This is a genomic window from Janthinobacterium kumbetense (assembly GCF_023703445.1).
Classification (GTDB): domain Bacteria; phylum Pseudomonadota; class Gammaproteobacteria; order Burkholderiales; family Burkholderiaceae_D; genus Janthinobacterium; species Janthinobacterium kumbetense.
This window is the reverse complement of record NZ_JAMQGR010000003.1, coordinates 499,952-521,038: the sequence shown is the minus strand read 5'-3', so window position 1 is coordinate 521,038 and position 21,087 is coordinate 499,952. Positions and strand designations below refer to the sequence as shown.

The 21,087-nt window shown below is 62.8% G+C and carries 16 protein-coding genes and 1 tRNA gene; 1 reads left to right on the top strand and 16 read right to left on the bottom strand.

Annotated elements, in window-relative coordinates; genetic code table 11:
- Positions 1-215 precede the first annotated feature (215 nt).
- Positions 216-1,427, bottom strand: a complete 1,212-nt coding sequence (locus NCG91_RS13255; RefSeq protein WP_251350018.1) for a glycosyltransferase — start codon at positions 1,425-1,427, stop codon at positions 216-218.
- Between the two features lie 305 nt (positions 1,428-1,732).
- Here NCG91_RS13255 and NCG91_RS13250 point away from each other — a divergent pair, with 305 nt between their 5' ends.
- A complete protein-coding gene (locus NCG91_RS13250) occupies positions 1,733-2,719 on the top strand; it encodes a glycosyltransferase (protein ID WP_251350017.1) in 987 nt (328 codons plus the stop codon).
- A gap of 48 nt (positions 2,720-2,767) precedes the next feature.
- Here the strand turns inward: NCG91_RS13250 and NCG91_RS13245 are convergent, their stop codons facing one another.
- The 15 genes from NCG91_RS13245 to NCG91_RS13175 form a co-directional block, all read right to left on the bottom strand.
- Positions 2,768-4,999, bottom strand: a complete 2,232-nt coding sequence (locus NCG91_RS13245) for a heparinase II/III domain-containing protein (protein WP_251350016.1) — start codon at positions 4,997-4,999, stop codon at positions 2,768-2,770.
- A 205-nt stretch (positions 5,000-5,204) separates the two neighbouring features.
- Positions 5,205-6,149: a glycosyltransferase family 2 protein gene (locus tag NCG91_RS13240; RefSeq protein WP_251350015.1), complete on the bottom strand. Its 945-nt coding sequence runs from the start codon at positions 6,147-6,149 to the stop codon at positions 5,205-5,207.
- Entirely contained in the window at positions 6,149-7,567 is a 1,419-nt protein-coding gene (locus NCG91_RS13235) for an O-antigen ligase family protein (RefSeq protein ID WP_099665077.1), read from the bottom strand. The genes NCG91_RS13240 and NCG91_RS13235 overlap by 1 nt, the downstream gene beginning before the upstream one ends.
- Entirely contained in the window at positions 7,560-9,098 is a 1,539-nt protein-coding gene (locus NCG91_RS13230; protein ID WP_251350014.1) for a lipopolysaccharide biosynthesis protein, read from the bottom strand. The genes NCG91_RS13235 and NCG91_RS13230 overlap by 8 nt, the downstream gene beginning before the upstream one ends.
- Before the next feature lie 64 nt (positions 9,099-9,162).
- Entirely contained in the window at positions 9,163-9,849 is a 687-nt protein-coding gene (gene epsI, locus NCG91_RS13225; RefSeq protein ID WP_077400965.1) for an exosortase-associated protein EpsI, B-type, read from the bottom strand.
- Positions 9,846-10,754 carry an exosortase B gene (gene xrtB, locus NCG91_RS13220; protein ID WP_251350013.1) on the bottom strand — a complete coding sequence of 303 codons (909 nt, stop codon included), beginning with the start codon at positions 10,752-10,754 and terminating at the stop codon, positions 9,846-9,848. Before xrtB ends, epsI begins: the two co-directional genes overlap by 4 nt.
- Positions 10,754-11,632, bottom strand: a complete 879-nt coding sequence (epsG, locus tag NCG91_RS13215) for a chain length determinant protein tyrosine kinase EpsG (RefSeq protein ID WP_077409017.1) — start codon at positions 11,630-11,632, stop codon at positions 10,754-10,756. The genes xrtB and epsG overlap by 1 nt, the downstream gene beginning before the upstream one ends.
- 13 nt (positions 11,633-11,645) lie before the next feature.
- Positions 11,646-13,043 carry a chain length determinant protein EpsF gene (gene epsF, locus NCG91_RS13210; protein ID WP_077400960.1) on the bottom strand — a complete coding sequence of 466 codons (1,398 nt, stop codon included), beginning with the start codon at positions 13,041-13,043 and terminating at the stop codon, positions 11,646-11,648.
- A gap of 41 nt (positions 13,044-13,084) precedes the next feature.
- The gene (epsE, locus tag NCG91_RS13205) at positions 13,085-13,873 is read right to left on the bottom strand and encodes a polysaccharide export protein EpsE (protein ID WP_251350012.1); all 789 of its coding nucleotides are present in this window, start codon (positions 13,871-13,873) and stop codon (positions 13,085-13,087) included.
- Positions 13,874-13,929: 56 nt separating this feature from the next.
- Positions 13,930-14,868 (bottom strand): EpsD family peptidyl-prolyl cis-trans isomerase, encoded by a 939-nt coding sequence (locus tag NCG91_RS13200; RefSeq protein WP_251350011.1) that lies wholly within the window; start codon positions 14,866-14,868, stop codon positions 13,930-13,932.
- Positions 14,869-15,395: 527 nt separating this feature from the next.
- A complete protein-coding gene (locus tag NCG91_RS13195; RefSeq protein ID WP_099665081.1) occupies positions 15,396-16,778 on the bottom strand; it encodes an undecaprenyl-phosphate glucose phosphotransferase in 1,383 nt (460 codons plus the stop codon).
- 8 nt (positions 16,779-16,786) lie between these two features.
- Positions 16,787-18,025 (bottom strand): XrtB/PEP-CTERM-associated polysaccharide biosynthesis outer membrane protein EpsL, encoded by a 1,239-nt coding sequence (gene epsL / locus NCG91_RS13190; RefSeq protein ID WP_251350010.1) that lies wholly within the window; start codon positions 18,023-18,025, stop codon positions 16,787-16,789.
- 40 nt (positions 18,026-18,065) lie between these two features.
- Entirely contained in the window at positions 18,066-18,728 is a 663-nt protein-coding gene (locus NCG91_RS13185; protein ID WP_251350009.1) for a CAAX prenyl protease-related protein, read from the bottom strand.
- Between the two features lie 176 nt (positions 18,729-18,904).
- Entirely contained in the window at positions 18,905-20,797 is a 1,893-nt protein-coding gene (locus NCG91_RS13180) for an ATP-binding cassette domain-containing protein (RefSeq protein ID WP_077400945.1), read from the bottom strand.
- A 172-nt stretch (positions 20,798-20,969) separates the two neighbouring features.
- Positions 20,970-21,044 (bottom strand) — tRNA-Arg (locus tag NCG91_RS13175).
- Positions 21,045-21,087 lie beyond the last annotated feature (43 nt).

Here is a 21,087-nt window from a genome sequence, read left to right as displayed (position 1 = left end):
CTCACCGCATTAAGTGCAGGTCCTAGCAGCATTATCGTAGTCATATTGGTATTATATGTTGTACTTTTGTAATTTAGACGCGAAGACAAATATATTTGCTGCATTGCGCTAACATCTACAACAATTTTCTTCCAGGGAACACCACCCATGGTGCATTCTGAGCGCCGTTTACGTGTTCGGCAACAACTTCTTGCCTGCGCTTCCAGCCATGGGCATCAACGGCGCGCGCCGGCCAGATCCAGGTAGCGCTGCGCCAGTGCCTGCGCCAGCACGCGGTAGCTGCGCCGCGCCTCGATATAGGCGACGCCGGCCTGGGCGCGGGCGCGCGCTGCGGGCACATCGGACAAGATGGCCGCCATCGCCGCAGCCATGGCGGCCGGTTCGCTGGCCGTCAGCCAGCCTGCGCCGCTGGCCGTCAGCACTTCGGCCTGGTCCGGGCTGTCATTGCCCACGGCCGGCATGCGCAAGGCCAGGTATTCGAGCAGCTTGGTGGGCGAACTGACGTCGAACAGGGCGCCACGGGGAATATACGACAGCGCGGCGTCGGCCCCGGCCAGCAGGGGCCAGGCCTGGTCCGAGGGCAGCCAGCCCGTCACGCGCACAGCCCCGGCCAGGCCGGCACGCTGCGCATAGGCAAGCAAGTCATCGACGTCGGATGGCGTATCGGAAGCGCCGATCAGCAACAAACAGGCTGCGGGGATGCGCTGGCGCACGATCAGCAAGGCGTCCAGCAAGCGTTCCAGCTGGCGCGACTGGTCGAGCGTGCCCAGGTAGGCCAGCAAGGACACCTCCTCCCAGCCCTCCGGCCGGACGGGCGCGATGGCTTGCGCCTGCAACACTTCCATGTCGACCCCCATGGGCACGGCAGTGAGGCGCTGCGCCGCGATGCCGCGCGCCTGCATCATGCGCAGCATCGCGTCGCTTTGCACGAACACATGATTGGCGCGCGGCAACACAATGCGGTACAACAACCATTGTTCGAGCAAGCCCTTGCACAGCACCAGGCGCGCGCGCAAGGTGGGGCGCTGCGCCAGGCTGCTGCGCGCCCGTTCGATGCGTCCCTCGCTGATCAGGTATGACACCCAGTAATAGAACGGTATGCCCTTCAGGCGCGCCACCAGCAGGGCAAGCAGGCCCGTGGGCACCATGTCGCGCACCTGGATCGCATCGCAACCGGCGCGGCGGGCGCCCGCCAGGGCGCGCAGGCAGAGCCACTGGAAAGCCAGTTCGCGCAACAGGCGGCTGCCCAGGAAACGTCCGTGGCGTACCGAACGGAAACCCTGCGCCTGCGGCGGCTGTTGCGACGGCATGCCGACGATATCGCATTCGACGCCGTGGCGCGGCAGGTACTTACCGAACAGTACCGCGACATCGGGACGAAACGTGGGCAGGCTTTCCGGCACCAGTTGCAAAATCTTCAGGGACATAGGCGGTTCGACGGCAAAAAAAGGTTGAGGCAGATACAATACGCCATGCGCCGAAGCATATCATGCCCTTACGAAATAATTAATTATATTGCATTAGTAGCATCAAACCAAGCTTGCGCCATTGATGAGCGGCAAGCTGGCCGCAGCGTGACAGGTCTCACACTGAAACAATGCATAAACGTCCATTTTAATGCTATTGTAATAATTCAGTCGATTGCCAATCATTAATTGTGTGACAACGAGGGCCGGAACGGCCCTGGCTGTTGTTTTAATGTGATAATGTTCATTTTTAATAAGGCGCAACAATGATCCACGTGCTGCTGTCGGAAGCGGGAACCTACCACGACATCGTCGAGCATCTGGCGGCGGGCGGCGCGCGCGTGACGCATATCGGGCCGGACGCGCAGGCGCACATGCGCAGCAAACTGTCCATCCTGGCCGCCATGCTGTCGCCGTCGCTGTTGCGCACGCGCAAATTATGGCGCCAGCAAGACCGCCTGCTGGTCGTCGGCTGGCAGGCGCTGCCCGTGCTGGCGCTGATACGCCTGGGTCTGCTACCGCGCCCGCAGCGCCTGCTGGTGATGGCTTGTTTCATCCATGGCACGCGGGCCCGCAACGTGATCAACCGGGCCTGGCGCCTGCTCAATTTCCCCGGACTGGAATTCATTACTTTTTCCAGCGGAGAAACGCGCAACCTGACCGACAACGTCGGCATCGCACCCTCCGCCGTGCATTTCCACCTGTGGCGCCAGCATCTCGACGGCGCCACCACGGCGTCCCAGCGGCAAGATGACGGCAGCATCTTCTCCGGCGGCTTTTCCAACCGCGATTACGACCTGCTGCTGGAGGCGGCGCACGGGCTGGAAGCGCACCTGGTGATCGTGGCGTCGGCGCAAAACCAGATCCCCGCGCAAGACCCGGCGCAGACCACGGTCCATCTCGACTTGCCGGAAGCGCAGTTTGAAAAGCTGCTGGCAAGCAGCCGGGTGGTCGCCATGCCGCTGAAAAGCCAGGGCGAAGCCTGTGGCCAGAGCGTGCTGCTGCGGGTATTGCGCAATGGAAAACCGCTGATCGCCACGCGCCACGAAGCCATCGAAGCGTACCTGGGACGCGATTACGCCGGTTTCGTTGCCGCCGGCGACAGCGGCGCCATGCGCGAAGGATTGCGCCGCGCCCTGTCCGACGACGCCTTCCGCGAAGGCTTGGCCGCGCAGGTGTCGCGCGCCTGTGCCCAAATGGAGCAGCGCGGCGGACCGGGCCAGGAAATCGAACAATTTCTGCTCGCCAATTAAAAAATCCACTGCCGCAACAACGACAGTGGATTTTCATTGAAGCAGCGGTCAGTTCGGCAATGTCACCACTTGCTTGCCGACCGTCAGCGTGCGGGCCGTGCCGCTTTTGCCCAGCTTGATCAGCGGCTTCTTGCAGCCGACATCGAGCACCGTGAGGAATTCGCCGCTCAGCGCCGCGGCCGACTTGATGAACACCCCATGCTCTTCATAGGTACCGGGCTGCGGCGGAGGTCCCGTGCGCTTTTCGAAACGCGCGCCGGTACTGACCGGCACCACGCACACCTTGCGGCCCTGATTCGTCACCGAGATGGCGCCGCCGGCGTCGACCACGATAGGCGCATACGTATGGAAGTTCCACTCGAACACGCGCGGCGTGGCCGAGGTCACCTGGTCCTGCACCACCACGGCATCCGTGGTGCGCAGGAACCACAGCTTGCGCAGCGCCGATGTCAGCTGGCCGCCATAGGCCAGCGTGGCGTCGCCCGCCACATAGTCGACGGTGGCCTTGGGAGCAAAGGCGGTGATGCGGCCGTTGCGCGCCATGGTCGTTTCATAGCCGTCGACCAGCTGGCCCTGGCCATTGTCGAACGTCAAGGCATTGTGGGCCTTGGTCTGGCGGTACCAGGAACTCCACAGCGGCGAATCGTACCAGTCGTACCAGCCGCTTTCCGTCAGCAGGGGCACGCCCGCGCTGGCCAGCACAAAGCCGTTCTGGTCGCCGTGGCTGTGATTGAACGAACCGTAGGGACTCGATTTGAAATACACCGAGGTGCGTTGCAGATTGCCGATGTCGCTGTGCATGGCTGCCCAGCCGATGCTGGGGTAATACGCCGAGTTGCCTGGCGGCGCGGGCGTGGCCACCGTCGCCACCGGCAACGGGTATGGCGCCTGCAAGGTGGCCAGCGAATCGTCGGTGCGGATCAGGTTCTTGTAATACCACGCCGCGGCAGGCGTGGCGAAATGCGCGGCGAAACCCTTCATCATGCGGATTTCAGGCAGCGTCTCGTGCCCGTCGCCAAACACGTGGGTCTGCGAACCGGGCGGCACGAAATGCATCAGGTAATCGAGGAAGCCGCTGGCCCAAGGCTTGGTGAACAGGTCGACCTTGGTCGCGTAGGCAAGCGCCGGCCAGATCTGCAGCGCATAGTCGGCTTCATACTCGGCATACGCCGTGCCGTTGGCAAAACCGCCCTCCGGACCGCTCCACACGCTGTAGGAACTGACAAAGGCGCGGAACGAGAAATCGAACCAGTCCTTCGCCTCCGGGATATCGCCCAGGGACAGCGTTGAAATCAGCGTCAGGAAACCGATATTGCTGGCGGCGTGGGAATCGTAGGGATACTGGTCCAGGCGCCCCGTCTGCGCAGCCAGGTCGAGGTACATCGCATTCGTACGAACGCGTACCATTTCCAGCCACGCGGCGCGGCGCGGCGCATCGAGGGCGCTGCCCAGGTTGTCGACCGCCTTGATCAGGCTTTGCGCAATGGCGCGGTTGCCCTGGTCATGGTTGACAAAACTGGTACCGCCGTTCGGGCTAAGCGCGGCTTCCTGGTCGCCGCGCGCGATCGCCTCCACCAGATACTGGTTCTCGCCCGTCACGCGATACAGCAGCGAGGCCGCTTCGAGCTGGCGTGCGCTCTGATTCGTGCGCGAAATGACGCGCGCATTCTGCGCCTCGTTGGCGGCCGTGCGCACCTTGCCTGGCGACAATGGCCACTCGGCGTCGGAGACGGGCGCGATCGCCGTCATATTACGTATCACCTCGGTGCTCAGCCAGGTCAGCACCTGGGTGCGGTCGGCGCGCTTGGCCGCGCTCCAGCTCGCAAAAAAGGTCGCGTTATCCTCCAGGCCGCGCGGACGCGGGCGCAAGACGATGGCAGCGCGCAAGGTGCTGCTTTCCGGCACTTCGAACACTTTCGACGTGGCGTCGATCACAAAGGTTCGCGGGCTCGACCATTCATTGCTCGTGCTGGGACGCACGCGCCAGTTGTAGGTGCCTGCCGCAAATTTCTTGGATGGCAGATACCAGTTGCGCGCCGACGTGAAGGTGCTGACCACGGCGCCCGCCAATTTGACTTCAATGACATACGACGCCGGCGACAGCGGATGGCGCGACCAGGTAAAACTGGGGGGATTTTGCGGCTGGATCTGGCGGTTGTCCGGCAAGGTGCGGACGGCCAATGGGTCGGTCGCCAGGGCCCAGTCGGCCTGGGCCTGGCCGCAGGCTGAACAGACGAGCAGCAGCGCCACTTTGACCAGCGTATATTTAGCGAATTTCATAGATTACCTTCTTAACATCAACTATCGAGCAAGATACCGCCGCTGCGTGGGGCATATCATACGCCTCCTGTCGAGGCTGCTTGCGAGACACAGGACGGCCCGCCGTACAAAATCGGGCAAAAGGCGAAGACACTGCTGAAGGCACTGCGAATACCTGTAAGCATATACCTAAAGTATTCTTCCGAACATTAATATTAGTTGCAGCTCAGCTATTAATGTGCGTTTCGCGCCACATTTGCCATTTGACGGCGAGCCGGGTCGGCAGCAAACAAGACAAGGCCAGGGCCACCCACCAGTGGCGCGACATGCCGCCGCCGGCGGCGCGGCGCAGCCCGGCCAGCGCCTCGCCGCGGCGGCCCCGCGCCAGCGCCGCGCGCGCCACGCTGACGCGCGCATCGGACACCAGCCGCAAGGCGGAACGGCGCGCCGGATTGGCCGCCGGCCAGGCCAGGGCGCGCCGTTCCAGCCGCTCGAACGTGGGCGCCAGCACATCGGCCGACTCGATCGCGCACAGGCTGCCTGCCACCTCGACACGGTAGGCCACCAGCTGTGCCGGCGTAAACACCAGGGTCAGGCGCTCGGCCAGCCGGAACCACAGATCCTGGTCCTCGCCAGCCGACTCGCCTTCCGGGAAGCATGGTTGCAAGGGCAACAAATCGCTGCGCCGGATGGCCACCGAATTCGTGCAGAAAAACGGTCCGCCACGGCGGCGCCGCTCGAAAAAGTCGTCGAGCAGGCGCGTCTCGCGCACAGCCGCGCCCTGGTAGCTGAGCGCCGCGGCGCGGCTGTCCGGTATGCGTTCGAAGCCGCAGGCGAAAAACGAGCCGGACGGATGGGCGCGCGCCATGCCGACCATGGTTTCCAGATACACGGGGCCATACCAGTCGTCCGCATCGAGAAAGCAGATCAAGTCGCCGCGCGCTTCGAGGATGCCGCGGTTGCGCGCGCGCGAGACGCCGCCATTGGCCTGGCTGACCAGCCGCACGCGCGCATCGGCGCAGGCCCGCACGCGCTGCGCGCCATCGTCGCTGGAGCCGTCATCGACCACCACCACTTCCCAGTCGGCATGGGTTTGCGCCAGCACCGAGGCCAGCGCCGCTTCGATATACGGCCCCTTGTTATACAGGGGCACTATGACCGAGCACAGCATCAAGCCATCCCCGGCACGCGCACCTTGCGCGCCCTGACGGCCTGCTTGTCGGCCACCGGGAAATACGCCGTCACGATAATGAGCAACAGCAAATGCGTCATCGCCTCGGCGGCAAAGCCCGTCAGCGACAGCGGCACTTCGCTGATCGAGCGGATGGCGATGAGAACGAACAAGGCCATCGACAGGCCCTGGCTGGCCCGCGCCGTGCGCGCGCACGCATACAGCAGCGCCATGGCATACAGCACCAGGCCGATGGCGCCGATGGTGCCGGCGCTGGCCAGGCTCTGGTAAAACTGGCTGTGCGCATGGGTGGCGTATGGCATGCCGATGCTGATGCGGAATGCGTCATCCCACAGAGGCAAGCCGTAGCCGAACACGGGATTCTTGTGCCATTCCTGCAGCGCCACCTGCCAGATCACGTCGCGGCCCGTCAAGCTGATCAAGTCGGAGCCTTCGCTGCTGGTGGCAAAGTGCGCCAGCTTGGCATCGATATTGCCAAACATCACATACAACATGCCCAGCGTACACAGCAGGATGAAGCAGAAGATGCCGACGATCGACAATTGCGGGCGGCGGTAATCGAACAGCCGCTCCTTGATCTGTTCGCGGAAACCGAAATAGGCGACGCAGGCAAAGCACAGGAAGCAGGCGATCCAGCTGGTTTTCGATTGCGCCAGCAGCAGGCTGCCCAGGCCCAGGCCCCAGGCGAACAGGTTCAGCGGGCGCCAGCCATAGGGCTTGCGCCACAGGCACAGCAGGAACACCACCACCATCGGTCCCAGGCTGTTGGCGTGATTGGCCAGGCCCGTATAGCGGATGCTGAGGAAGGGAATCAGGCCGTGGTAATTCCGGTTGACGACCATGTTCGGCTTCCAGGCAAACACGGCTGCGCTGAGCACCAGGAACAGCAAGGTGGCGTTGCGCATCGAGATGACGCTCAGGTCGACCTCCTTGTGCGTCATCAGCAAGGCCGCATAGCCGGCCAGGAACATGTACAGGTATTCATGCGACACATTGGTATGGCGCCCCAGCACGGCCGGACTGACGATATTGCTGAGGAAATACACGAACAGCGCCCAGAACAGCAGCATCGGTATCGGCTGCAGCTTGTCGCGCGTAGTCAGGCGGTGCAGAATGCGCTCGCCGCAGGCAAAGATCACGAACAGGGACGTGAGCCGGCCAAACCAGGAGCTGGCCGGGTGCCGCGCCAGCGCCTGCATGCCCATCTGGAGTTCATCGCCCGAGACATCGCGGTTCGACAGGATGGCCGCCACGGCGATCGACAGGAAGACCGGATAGAACACGTACGGCACCAGTCCCGTCTCGCGCTTGCTGCCCCAATGGATGCTCAAGGCGATCACGAACACCACCACCAGCGCGGCGACCACGGCAAACAGGCCAAACAGTATTTCACTCATGTAGTTCTCGCGTATCCAGTAAGTTGTCGCGCGCGCCACAGCGGGCGCGCAAATAGGAGACCACCCTGGCCGGCAGCGGCGGGCTGAAGCGGGCAAGCATGCCCACCGCGCGCGCGCCCAGCAGTTCAGGCCAGGCCAGCACGGCCAGCAGCAGGGTCAGGCCGCCGAACAGCGCGCCGCCCAGGAATGCCGGCAGCGGATGGCTGCCGCCCAGGCTGCCCAGCATGGCGCCGCCCCAGCTGCCGGCGGCGGCCAGCAAGCCCATGGCCAGGCCGCGCGCGGCCAGCGGCGCCAGATCGCCCGGCCCCACCTGCAGGCGCAGGCACGCCACCGAGCCCACCACCAGCGCCCGCGCCAGCAAGGTGCCGGCGGCGATCATGGCGACCACCGCCCCGCCCTGCCCCGCCCACAGCACCAGCGCCGCGCCGGCCAGCACGATCAGCGGCAGCTGCAGCAGGCTTTCCAGGTGCTTGCCGCCCGTATTCCACAAGATCGGCGTCGACATGCCCCACGTGATGTACGCGGGCATGGCCAGCGCCAGGATGCTCAGCACGATGCCCGATTCTTGCCACACCTTGCCGTACAACACGCCGATCAAGTCCGGCGCCGTCATCGCCAGCAGCACGAACAGGGGCAGGATGATGATCCAGATGGTCGCCAGCACCGACAGATACGTGTCGCGCAGGCGCGGCAGATCGTCCTGCAGCTTGGCGCCCGTGGCCAGGAAGGCCGGCTGCAAGGCGCTCAGGAACAGCGAGTTGGGCGTATTGGCCAGGTTGTAGCCGACCGCATACACGCCCACCGCGTGGGCATTCAGGAAACGGCCCAGGAACACGCGGTCCATATTGTTCAGGCACCAGTTGCACAGATTCGTCACGAACACCGTCACGCCCACATTCGTCGAGCGCCGCGCGCCCTCGTACCACAGCAGCGGCTTGAGCGAGAAACGCGTGCGCGCATACGTCAGCACCAGCGCCGTGGAAGCCTGTCCCAGCCAGGCGCACACGAGGGTCCACACGCCGGCGCCCGCATACGCGAGCGGCAAGCCCACCAGCAGGTAGCCGACGATGTAGCTGATCACCTGGATGATGTTGAGCCAGCGGAAATCGAGGGCGCGCCGCAGCAGGCTGCTGCCCGGCGCCGTCAGCGCATTCAGCAGGCAAGTCAGGCTCATCCAGGCGATCACGGGCGCGATGCGCGGTTCCTTGAAGTACGCGGCGATCCACGGTGCCATGAAAAACAGCAAGCTCATGGCCGCCAGGCCCGTCAGCGCCTGCCACGTCACCGTGAAGCGCACGTCTTCCTCGCTGAGCGTGCGGTTTTGCACCAGCCCCCAGGAAAAACCGAAATCGGCCAGAAAGTTGCTAAATGTCAGCACAATCAGTCCCATCGCAAACAAGCCGTAGTTTTCCGGCCCCAGCAGGCGCGCCAGCACCACTTGCGTGACCAGCTGCAGGCCAAACATGAGGACCGTGCCCATCGCCGCCCACTTGACGGCGCTGACGCTTTTCTTGTTGATGTCGCTGCTCATGATTCTCGCTGTCCACCACGCCGTGCCGCGCCCGCCGGCGCTTTGTCATCGTTCAAGCCATGCCTCATCCGGGCGGCGCGCCGATCAGGCGGCTGCGCTGCGCCGCCGGCATGCTGGCCAGCAAGCCGTTGACGAAATCGGCCTGCAAGCGGTAGGCGCGCGGCAAATCCGTATCGATGCTCGACACGCGGAACAGCATGGCGTCGGCCACGGTGCCCGTCAGGCCATAGCGCAATTGCTCCAGGCGCTGCTGCATGCCCACCTTGCTGATCTTGTCGCCGATGGTGATCCAGTACGTGATGGGCTCGCTGCGGTTGCCATTCACGGCCAGCAAGCGCTTCACGGGCAGGCTGCCGTAGGCCGAGGCCAGCTCGCCGTATTCGTCGCGCTCGACCTGGAAACCCTGCGCCGCGTAGCACACTTCCGGCTTGTGCACGCCCATGTTGTCGCTCTGGTCGCCGCCGTACGCGATCGACAGCATCACCCGTTCGCCGTGCCCATTGATGTAGGTGCGCGACAAGGTCTGGTTGTAGATCTTGTTCAGGCGTTCCTGGGTTTCCGGATCCACCTGCAGCGGCACGATGGAACTGTCGACGCGCCAGTCGCCGAACGCTTGCGGTATCGCCGCTTCCAGCGAAAAACTCGGGCGCTGGTCGGCCATCTTCACGCCCGGCGCCACGCCGTGGCTGAGGACGGCTGCGCCCAGCAGCAAGGCGCCCAGCAGCATATTCATGCGCAATGCAGCGTTCATGTCGACGCTCCCACGGTTGGTGCGCGGCCCGCCTGGCGCTTGCGCACGATCCACTGCAGCAAGCTGTCGACACTGAGGATCAGCAGCAGCGCGGAAATGAACAGCACCATGCCGGCGAAGCCATGCAGGAAGCCCTGCCCGGCCGCGTCGCCGAAGTAATACGTGATCAGGGTCAGCACCATCACGCGGATGACATTGGCAGTAAAGGAAATCGGCACGATCAGCAGGGCCAGCACGATGTTGCGGAACGGCGAAGTATGCCGCACCAGGTTCAGGTAGAACAGGCCCAGCGCTTCAAGCGTCAGCAGGGTCTGCAAGCCGGCGCAGGCGTCGGCCACCAGCAGCTGGTACTGGCCGATCTGCAGGATCACGCCATTGCGGGCGATCGGATAGCCGGCCAGGAAAAGCAGGTGTTCGGTCACATACGAAACCGCCATTTTCATCGGCATGGTCAGGGTCGTCACCAGCGGCAGCGGCAGCGGCACCATGAACAGCATGAAAAAGAAGGGAAACCACAGAATACGCGCGGCAATCCAGCCGCGCTTGAGCAGCAGCAGGGACAGGCCGGTGCCGATCAGGGCGAGGATTTCCAGCGACAGGATATGCTGCGAACGGCCCAGCACATACAGCAGCAGCGAAACGGCCAGCAGCGGCCAGCCGGCGCGGGCCGGACGGGCGCCGGCGCTCTGCGCCAGCATCTCGGGCCATTTGCGGTAGATCAACCACAGCGACAGGGCCAGGATGATGGGACCGTGCGCCTGCTCTTCGGTGGACCAGATGCCGCGGAACAGGCCGACCAGGCTGGGCGCGAGCATGGCCAGGAAACCCAGCGCCAGCGGCAGCCAGTCCGGCACGGCGGAGCGGCCGGCCTGCGCCGGCGGCATGGCGTGGCCTGGCGCAGCCATCAAAAGTCGACCATCACGGAACCGACCACCTGGGCGCCGCTATGCGTCATTTGCTCGGCCATGGCCGCCACTTCCGCCATCGGCGTCTTGTTCTTGCGCGCCACCAGCAGCACGCCGCCCGCACGCGCCGCCACGGCCAGCGCATCGGAACCGGTGGCATACGCCGGCACGTCGTACAGCACCACGTCGTAGCGGCTTTCCAGCTGCTTGTTGAGCGTGACGAAGGAGGTGCGGCTGAGCAATTCCTGCGGATTCGGCGGCAAGGTGCCGGCGGACAACACCGACAGCGCGACAAACGATTCCACCTTGGCGATGATATCGAGTTCGGCGCGGCCGGCCAGCACGTCGGACAGGCCCTGGCGTGTCTTCAGGTCGAAGATTTCCTGCTGGCGCGGCGCGCGCAGGTTGGCGTCGACCAGCAAGGTGTGCTCGCCCAGCTGGGAAAACACCACGGCCAGGTTGGCCGCGAACAGGCTGGCGCCGTCGCCCGGCTCCATGCCCAGCACCACCAGCGATTTGCTGCCGCGGGCGAACCAGCGCAGCATCAGCTGGCTGCGCACGGCGCGCAGGGTTTCCACCTGGTGGCTGAAAGGCTGGTAGGCGGCCACCAGTTCCTGCGGATACTTGCCGGCGCCCGGCTGCAGGTAGGGATAGTCGAACTGGCGCGCCAGCACTTGCTCGATATCGGCTTCCGTGATCAGGCCCAGGCGCAGGGCCGCTTCACCGAAGCGGATGCCCAGTTCCTTTTGCATGCGCAGCACGCGTTCGGCGTTTTCCGGCGTGATCTTGCCCGATTCGAGCAACAGGCCGCCAATGCTGGAATCGGTGCCGCGCGCCAGCGGCGCAGTGGTATTGAGGAGGTGTGGACTTGAAGTCATGATAGGTTCCATCTCAGTTCAGGCGCAAACGGCGCGGCAGCATGCCGCGCATGCGACGCTGTTTAGGTTTCCAGTCGACCACGCCGAACACGGGAATCTGCAGCACTTCGCTCAGGTCCTGGTCGGAACGGATACGGCGGTCCAGCAATTCGGCCAGCAGCGCGATGCCGCAGCCCAGCATGAGGCCGAGGAAGATCGACAGCAGCACGTTGCGGAGAATCTTCGGGCTGTCCGGCTCGATCGGCGCCGTGGCCGGATTGAGCATGGCGATATCGGACTGCTCCGCCTGGCCTTCGATGCGCGTCTGCGACAGGCGCTGCGAGGTCACGTCGAAGGCGCGCTGGGCGCTTTCCACATCCTTGCTCAGCACGCCCATTTCATCGCGCGTCCGGTTCAGTTCCAGCACCTTGGCTTTTTGCGCCGCCAGTGCGGCGCGGATCGCGCCTTCGCGCTGCTGCAGGATCTGCGCATTGTTGCCCACGCTTTGCGAGGTGGCGCGCGTCTGCTCGGCCAGGTCGCGGCGCAGCTTGTCCACTTCCGCCTTGGCGCTCTGGTATTGCGGGTGATTGCGGTCCAGGCGCTGGCCCAGTTCGGCCAGCTTGCCCTCGGCATTGCCCAGGCCCAGCTTCAGGCTCTGGATCAGCGGATTCGACGCGACGTCCGGCGATTCGGACAGGTTGCCGCCCTGCGCCATGCGCTGGCGCGAATTGGCTTCCATGGCCTGGCCCTGCGCCAGCACGAGTTGCGCCGACAGGTCGTTCAAGCGGTTCGATTCCACATCGAGGCGGTTGTCGACGCTGACGATGCCATTGTCCTGCTGGTATTTCGACAGGCGGCTTTGCGCGCGCTCAACGTTGTCGCGCAGCAATTTGGTCTGGTCATCGAAGTACGTCGTCGCCTTGCGCATCGGGTCGACCTTCAGCTGGATGCTGACCTTTTGATACTGTTCCGCAAAGGCGTTCGACACGGCCGCGACGAATTGCGGGTCGGCGCCCTTGAAGCTGACATCGACCACGCTGCTTTCGCGCGACGGCATCACTTCGAGTTTCTTCAGCAGCAAGTCGGCCAGCCAGTCGCGCACCGTGCCCTTGCCTTGCGCCGCGTCATTGAACTGGGCGATCACGGCGGGGCTGCGCGCCAGTTCCAGCTGGTCGACGACGCGCAAGGCCACGTTCTTGCTGCCGATAATATCGACCTGGGTCGCCATGTAGCCAGGCAGCAACTGCCCCGGCATGGTCATGCCCGTCAGGGGATCGACGCCCTTGTAGTTCAGCAGCAGGGTGCTGGTGGCCTTGTAGGTCTTCGGCAGCACCAGGCTGACGCCCAGCGCCAGCGCCACGGTGATCATCAAGGTCAGCAGCACAATCTTCTTGCGTGCCCGAAGGATCAGCAATAGTTGGGTGAGGTTCATTTGGAAACTTTCAATACAAAAAGGTAGGGAGCCAGTTGCTCTTAGAACAGGCTTTCCTGGACATACACGACATCGTCGACGCGCAGCAGGTCGTCATGCTTGACCGACAATACTTCCATCTGGCCTTCCGCATTGCGGCGCTTGACGCGCACGCCCCGTTCGGTGCCGCGCAAGGTCAGGCCACCGCCCACGGACAGGGCTTGCAGCACGGTCATGTTGCGTTCCAGGCGGAAGGCACCCGGACGCTGGACTTCGCCGTAGATGTAGAACCGCGGCGCGCGTTCCACGTAGATGATGTCGTTGCCGCCCACTTCCATGTCGCCCTTCAGGTCGCCGTTGCGCACAATGTCGAGAATGTCGGCCACGTCGCGCGTGGCAGTGCCGCCGCGCTTGCGGATCACGGTGATCTGGTCGGCGCCGTCAGGACTGACGCCGCCGGCCATGGCCAGCATGTCCATCACGCTGCGCCTGCCTTCCACCGGGTAGCGGCCCGGACGGTTGACCTGCCCCAGCACGGACGCCTGCTGGCTTTGCAGGCTGGTGACGATGATGTTGACTTGCGCCTTGCGCAGGAAGCCGCCGCTCTCGAGCAGGCCGCCCAGTTTCTTTTCCGCTGCCGACGTGGACAGGCCGCCGACGGCCACCGCGCCCACCAGCGGGAAGGTGATTTCCCCCGCTTCGCTCACGCGCGTCTCCAGGCCCAGGTCCGGGTTGCCGTAGACGGAGATTTTCAGCACGTCACCAGCCCCAAGGGGGACATCGGCTGCACCGGCCATGCCTGCGGCGAGGGCCAGAAAGGCCGCCATCATCCAGTTTGCGAGTCGTTTCATGATTACAGATTCCCGTTGGTAGATTGCTGATGTTTAACTACTTGTCGATAAGTCACTTATTTCAAGCCCGCCACGCCGCGCTCGTTGGCTTCATGCGCGCTGTTCGCCGGCGCCGCTGCCGCAGGTGCGCTGGCCGTAGCCGAGGCCGTAGCCGCTGCATCCTTGTTGAAATACTCGATCTTGGCGCTGGCGCGCAGACGCTTCAGTTCCGCTTCGGCCGCATCCTTGTTCTTCTTGTTGGCCAGGAATTGCTCGATTTGCGGCGCCGCCGCGTCCAGGCCCACCGGGCTGTCCTTGATATCGGCCAGCGCGATGAGCAGGCTGCGCTCGCCTTCGCGCACGATGAACAGCTGGCCCTTCGGCATCGATTGCAGTTTGCTGCTCAGTTCGGGCGCCAGGTCGGCGCTGGTGCGCGACACCTGGGTGCGGCCGAACGCGATCTTGTGCTCCTCGAGCCATTGCGCCACGTCTTCCAGCGACTTGGCGCGGTCCATGACGGCTTTGAGCTCATCGTTCAGCGCCGCCGTCGGGATGACCAGCTCGCGCAGATCGAATTGCTTGCGCTGGCTGAAGAACAGCGGATTTTTCGCGAAATACTCTTCCACTTCGGCCTTGCTCGGGCGGGTGGCCGCGCCGATGCGCTTTTGCATGTATGCCTGGGCAACGATCAGCGCCTTGGCGCGCTCGATGGCCTGCATGACTTTCGGATCGCGGTCGACCTTTTCCTTGGCCGCTTCGTTCTGAAGCAACTGGCGGTCGATCAGCGACTCGAGCAACTGCTTGCTGGCCGCGGCCTGCTGCGGCGCCTGCACGCCGGCGCGCTGCAACTCTTCATTCAACTGCAAGACGGTGATTTCTTCGCCGTTCACGCTGGCCAGCGCCTGGCCAGCCTTTTTTTCCTTGTTGCCGCAAGCGGACAGGCCAGCAGCGGCCAGCAGGATCAGGGCGGCGCACAACAAACGTGGCGCGGGGCGGGAGTGAATAAAATGATTCAAGCGTGCTCCTTCGGATGACAGGTATGACGGGGGTGGAAAATCCGGCGCAGTATAACGGGCCATGGCCAGGCTGCACTGCACGGATGCCCCGAAAAATAGTTATTCGTCAAATAATTAACAATATTGTAAACATAATACACATAATGCATGACGACAAGCAAAATATTTGCTTAAAAATCTACTAATGAGATATAAAAACAACTATTTCCACAGTCTACTTGATTGCAAAAAATTATGTATTGCGTGGTTCAGACCGACTTTAAAATCGATAGTTGGCGCGTGCCGTCCCGGACGGCTTCCCGTCAGGGCGACGCACGTCCGGCAGGGGCAAGGCCGGATACTGCTCACATCGTGAACCCTTTCCAAGAGGAAAGTATTGGCGCATGGCCGGCACGACTCGTGGCAAGGTGAGCGCGGAGTGGTCGCGTAATGCGCTGGTGCTCTATAGATGCTCCATTTTAACGCGTATTGACTCCGTGCAAAGTATATTCAAACGCTATTTTTTCCTGCGGGCAGCATACTGACGCTCAATGGGCGTTCTCGCGCGCCAGCACCACTTTGACCGTGCGCGCGATAATCCACAGATCCAGCCACAGCGACCAGTTGCGCAGGTAATCGAGGTCGAAATGGATGCGCGCCTCCATCTTGTCGAGCGTTTCCGTCTCGCCCCGCAAACCGTTGACCTGGGCCCAGCCCGTAATGCCGGGCTTGACCTTGTGGCGCAGCATGTAGCCCTTGATCAGCTTGCGGTACTGCTCGTTGTGCACGACGGCATGGGGGCGCGGTCCGACGATGCTCATGCGGCCCTGCAGGACGTTGAGGAATTGCGGCAGCTCGTCGAGCGAGCTGCGGCGCAGGAAGGCGCCGACGCGCGTCACGCGCTGGTCGTTCTTGGTGGCCTGCACCACCGTGTCGCCATCTTCGCCCACCGTCATGGAGCGGAATTTGTAGACGACGATTTCCTCGCCATACAGGCCATAGCGGCGCTGGCGGAAAATCACGGGGCCTTTCGAAGTGGTCTTGACGGCGATGGCGATGACCAGCATCACCGGCAGCAGCAGGATCTGGATCATCAGCCCCAGCACGATATCGCTGCCCCGCTTGACCATGCTGTTAAAGCCCGTGAACGGCGATTCGCGGATGGCGATGACGGGCATGCCGCCCACGTTGTCGAAACGCGCCTGCATCAGGTCGAAGATATAAATATCCGGCAGGAAATACACGGAAGCCGTCGTATCTTCGAGCTCGTCGAGCATCTTGCGGATGCGCGGCTGGGCCGAAATCGGCTGGCTGATGAAGATCATCTTGATGTTGTGTTCGCGCACATAGGAGGCGATATCATCCATGCGCCCCAGCATGGGTTCGCGCATCTTTTCCGGCCAGCGGTCGTCCGTGCGGTCATCGAAAAAGCCGTGCACGTGCATGAACAGGTTGGCATTGCGCTCGACGGTGGCGGCAAACTTCAGGCTGGCGTCGTTGGCGCCGATGATGACCACCGAGCGCACTTCGCTGTCGCCGTCCGGGCGCAGGCTGAACCTGCGCCCGGCCAGGTGCCCGGCCAGCAGCACGAAGGGCGTGAGGACAAACCAGGCCAGCACCACTTCGGTATCGAAATGATAGGCCAGGCCCGTGGCCGAGCCCAGGAAGGTGAGGATCAGCGCGACGATGGTCCAGCCGACGAGGATATCGCGCGCATACGCCAGCATGCGGCCGCTGCGCCAGGTACGGTAGGGGTCGACATGCTGGTATACCGTCGATGAAATGAAGACGGCCAGTATCATCAGCACCAGCGTATAGCCGGTGAAGGTCGAACCCGACAACACCGTCATCAGGTACAGCAAGCCCATGATGATGATCGGGTCGAGGACGCGCTGGAAAAACGAAATCAGGGGTATATCATTGACAGTCATGTTGATCTTTAAAACTGTACGCTGCCATTGAAGGAAATGCCCTTGGCCCGGTAGCTGCCGCTATCGATGATGGCGACGCCTTCGCGCCGCTCGTGGAACACGCGCACGCCAAGCTGGATTTTCCGGTGCGGCGCATACGTCGCGCCCAGCGAGGCCGTGCGCGTGGTGTCGCGCCCGTCGCCGGGCAGCACCAGGCCGCTGACGGCCTCGAAATCGCGCCGTTCCTGGCGCAGCTGCGCATCCACGCGCACTTTCGACGTGGCCGTCCAGGTCGCGCCCAGGCTGGCGCCCGTGTTCAGGCTGCTCGTCACCAGCGAATTGTCGACGGAACCGAATTCGCGCCAGACGATGCCCGTGAAATTGACCTTGCCCAACGGCTTCCAGTACACGCTCAGCCGGCCATTCGTGCCGCTGGTATCGCGCCCGGACAGCAAGTTGTTGCGGTGGCGCACCCAGCCACCGAGGAATTCCATCTGCGTGATATCGCTGAAATCCCAGAGGACATTGGCCTTGACCTCGTCCTGGCTATAGCCGTTGCCGTACACACTGGCGTCGAACGCGCCGCGGTTCGGATACTTGCCATTCAGGTGGCGCAGCTGCACGCCGACGCGGCTATTGCTGCGCGCCAGGTAGTCGACGCCAAATTCCGTCGCGTCTTCCACCCAGTTGGAAAACGCCTGCGACGGCAGGTCATACGAGTAGCGGTCGCGCGACAGGCCGCCGCGCACGCGCCAGCTGGGGTGGAAGCGCCACGCGCCATTCACGTACTCGCGGCGCTGCGTGCGCAGATTGCGCACCGAGCTCTGGAAGTCGCTGAACGGCGTCAGGGTCTGCGAATAACTGGCGCCCACATGGCCCTCCAGGTGGTTGGCGATGTGCCATTCCAGGTCGGCCAGGTAATCCTTGCCGTCGTAGTCGAACTGGCTGAAGCGGTTGAAGCTCACCTTCGACCACTTGGCCTGGCCCGTCAGTATCTGGCGGCCGATGGGACGGTTGAACAGGAAGCCCGCCTGCAGCATCCTCGACGTATCCGAACGGGGGCCGGAAAACCCCCGCACATCGTCAGGCAGGCGCATCAGGTTGTCGTCGTACGAATAGGACGTGGCAACGAAGGGCTTGATGGTGTCGCTGATATCGGCCACGGCGGCGCCGCTGGCCAGGGTGCCCAAGAGTAACAGCGCAACCGGCAAACGTGGGCTGGCCATGAAGGCGGCGGCAACGGCTTTTTTACGCAAGGAATTCAACATGGATTTTGTCTTTGAAAGATCACACAGTTGATAGGCAATACTACCAGTAAATCCAGTGCCCACCAGAAATAATCCAGAGGCCCAGCACGCCGTTCGTCACGCCGTGCGCGAGGATGGGCGACCACAGGGACTGGCTACGCATGTACAACAAACTATAGACCGCACCGGCCACCATGCCGGCCAGCCATAAATTATGCTCAAAGCCAAACAGCAACACGCTGATGGCGAAGGCCTTGACGCTGGCCAGGCGCGGATCGGCCCGCAAAAAGTCCGGCTTGTCGATCCAGCGCAGCAGAAAGGAGCGCCAGAACAGCTCTTCCATCACGGGCACCACCAGCACCGCGCCGGCGATGCGCAGCACCACCAGGCTCCACTCGATGCGGCCATCGGTGCGGGGATCAAAACCGTCCGGCTTGCCGATGCTCATCCAGCTGGCGTCGAGATTGATCCACAGCAAAAAAACAACAACACCGCCTGCCAGCGCCCCGAGAATGGCACGCGCGCCCAACGGCGTCCACCGTAATTCCGTGTAACTGCGGCGCCAGTACAACAACAAGCCCAGCACGACGCCGATCTTGACGACATACAGCCAGCGCAAGTCCTGCGCGGCAACGCCCAGGCGGCCGAGCATGTCGGCAATGGCAATGAAGGAGAGATAGGCCAGGAATGGCGCTACCCGGGGCAAGGCGGCGCGGTCAAACATGCTGCCACGCATCGGAGGAGGAGCTGCGCGCCGGACGCGGTGGTCCGGAGCGCATGTTTTTCATGACAAACATGCATCCCCCGATGTAATAAATATAATTATATAATTATATCAAGCAGAACCGTTGCCGTGGCAAATAATCCTGACTTAATTACAACAGGGTATGCAAAAAAGCATCAGCTATTCGCGCGCGCCTCGATCTGCTCCCACTTTTCCAGCGCTTCCAGCAGTTCGCCTTCGATCTCGGCCACGCGCGCATTCAGGCGCTTGCCTTCGGCTGGCGTCTTCTTGTAGAAGTCCGGATGCGACAGTTCGGCGGCCAGCACCGATTGCTCGTCTTCCAGCTTGGCGATCAGTTTCGGCAACTCTTCCAGCTCACGCTGTTCCTTGTAGCTGAGCTTTTTCTGCTTGGCGGCCGGCGCGGCAGCCTCGACCTTCACGGCCGGCTTGCTGGCTGGCGCCGTGGCGATCGGCAAGGTGCGCACGCGCTCCCAGTCCGTGTAGCCGCCGACGAATTCGCGCCACTTGCCCTCCCCTTCGGCGACGATCACCTGCGTGACCACATTGTCGAGGAAGGTGCGGTCATGGCTGACGAGGAAGACGGTGCCCGTGTATTCTTCCAGCAACTCTTCCAGCAATTCCAGGGTATCGATATCCAGGTCATTGGTCGGTTCATCGAGCACCAGCACGTTGGCCGGCTTGGCGAACAGACGCGCCAGCAGCAAACGGTTGCGCTCGCCGCCGGACAGCGACTTGACGGGCGAACGGGCGCGTTCCGGCGCAAACAGGAAGTCGTTCAGGTACGTCATCACGTGACGGCGCTGGCCGTTGATCTCGACCCAGTCGCTGCCCGGCGCGATGGTTTCCATCAGGTTCGCCTCTTCGTTCAGCTGCGTGCGCATCTGGTCGAAATACGCCACTTGCAGCTTGGTACCCAGGCGGATGGTGCCCGTGTCCGACTGCTCTTCGCCGAGGATCATCTTCAGCAGGGTGGTCTTGCCGGCGCCGTTGGCGCCGATCAGGCCGACCTTGTCGCCGCGCAAGATGGTGGCGCTGAAATCCTTGACAATGACCTTGTCGCCGTAAATCTTGGAGACGTTTTCCAGGTCCGCCACGATCTTGCCCGAGCGTTCGCCGGCCGAGACGTCCAGCTTGACTTGTCCCTGCTGTTCACGGCGCGCATTGCGCGTCAGGCGCAGCGCTTCCAGGCGGCGCACGCGGCCTTCGTCGCGCACGCGGCGGGCCTTGACGCCCTTGCGTATCCACACTTCTTCCTGCGCCAGGAACTTGTCGAACTTGGCGTTTTCCACTTCTTCGATTTCCAGCTGCTCCGCCTTGCGCACTTGATACGCCGTGAAGTTGCCCGGATACGACAGCAAACGGCCGCGGTCGAGCTCGATGATGCGCGTGGCAACGTTGTCGAGGAAGGAGCGGTCATGGGTAATGAACAGCACGCTGCCCTTGAAGTCGCGCAACAAGCCTTCCAGCCACAGGATGGAGCTGAAGTCCAGATGGTTGGTGGGCTCATCGAGCAGCAGCACGTCGGGCGCCGACACCAGCGCGCGCGCCAGCGCCACGCGCTTCTGCATCCCGCCGGACAGGGTTTTCATGGCCATGTCGCCCGTCAGGTTCAGACGGTCGAGCACGGTTTCCACCTTGTTCGGCAAGCTCCACGCATCGGCCGCATCGAGTTTGACCTGGATGTCGTGCATGCGTTCCATCAGTTCGTCGTCATTGCCCTGGCCAAACTGGCCCGTCAACGCATCGTATTCCTTCAGCCACGCCTGCGATTCGCCCATGCCGGACGCGACGGCGTCGAACACGGACATTTCCGGGTCGAATTGCGGTTCCTGCTCCACATACGCGATCTTGATGCCTTGTTGCATTACCAACAAGCCGTCATCGAGCTTGAACTTGCCCGAAATAACCTTCAACAGCGACGATTTACCCGTGCCGTTGCGGCCGATCAAGCCGACCCGCTCCGAGGTTTCCAGTGAAAATTCCGCGTGATCGAGCAGCGCGACGTGACCGAACGCAAGTTGCGCCGATGAAAGAGAAATGACAGCCATAATGAGTAAGAGTGCTCGGGCGCCGTCTCGCGCACACCGCGTGGTGTGCAAAACAGCCGCCGATTGGATGAATGAAGCACGCATTGTACCGATAACTCGGACTTCAATCGCCATCGACCAGTAATTACCGCCTGGATGATCACAGGCTGCCGACGCGCGTTGCGTGGAAACGTGGTGTCGCCAGCAGGAATCGAACCTGCATTTAAGTCTTAGGAGGACCTTGTACTATCCATTGTACGATGGCGACACGCGCAGCGGCATTATACAGGCTAGTTCCGGCCATTGACAGT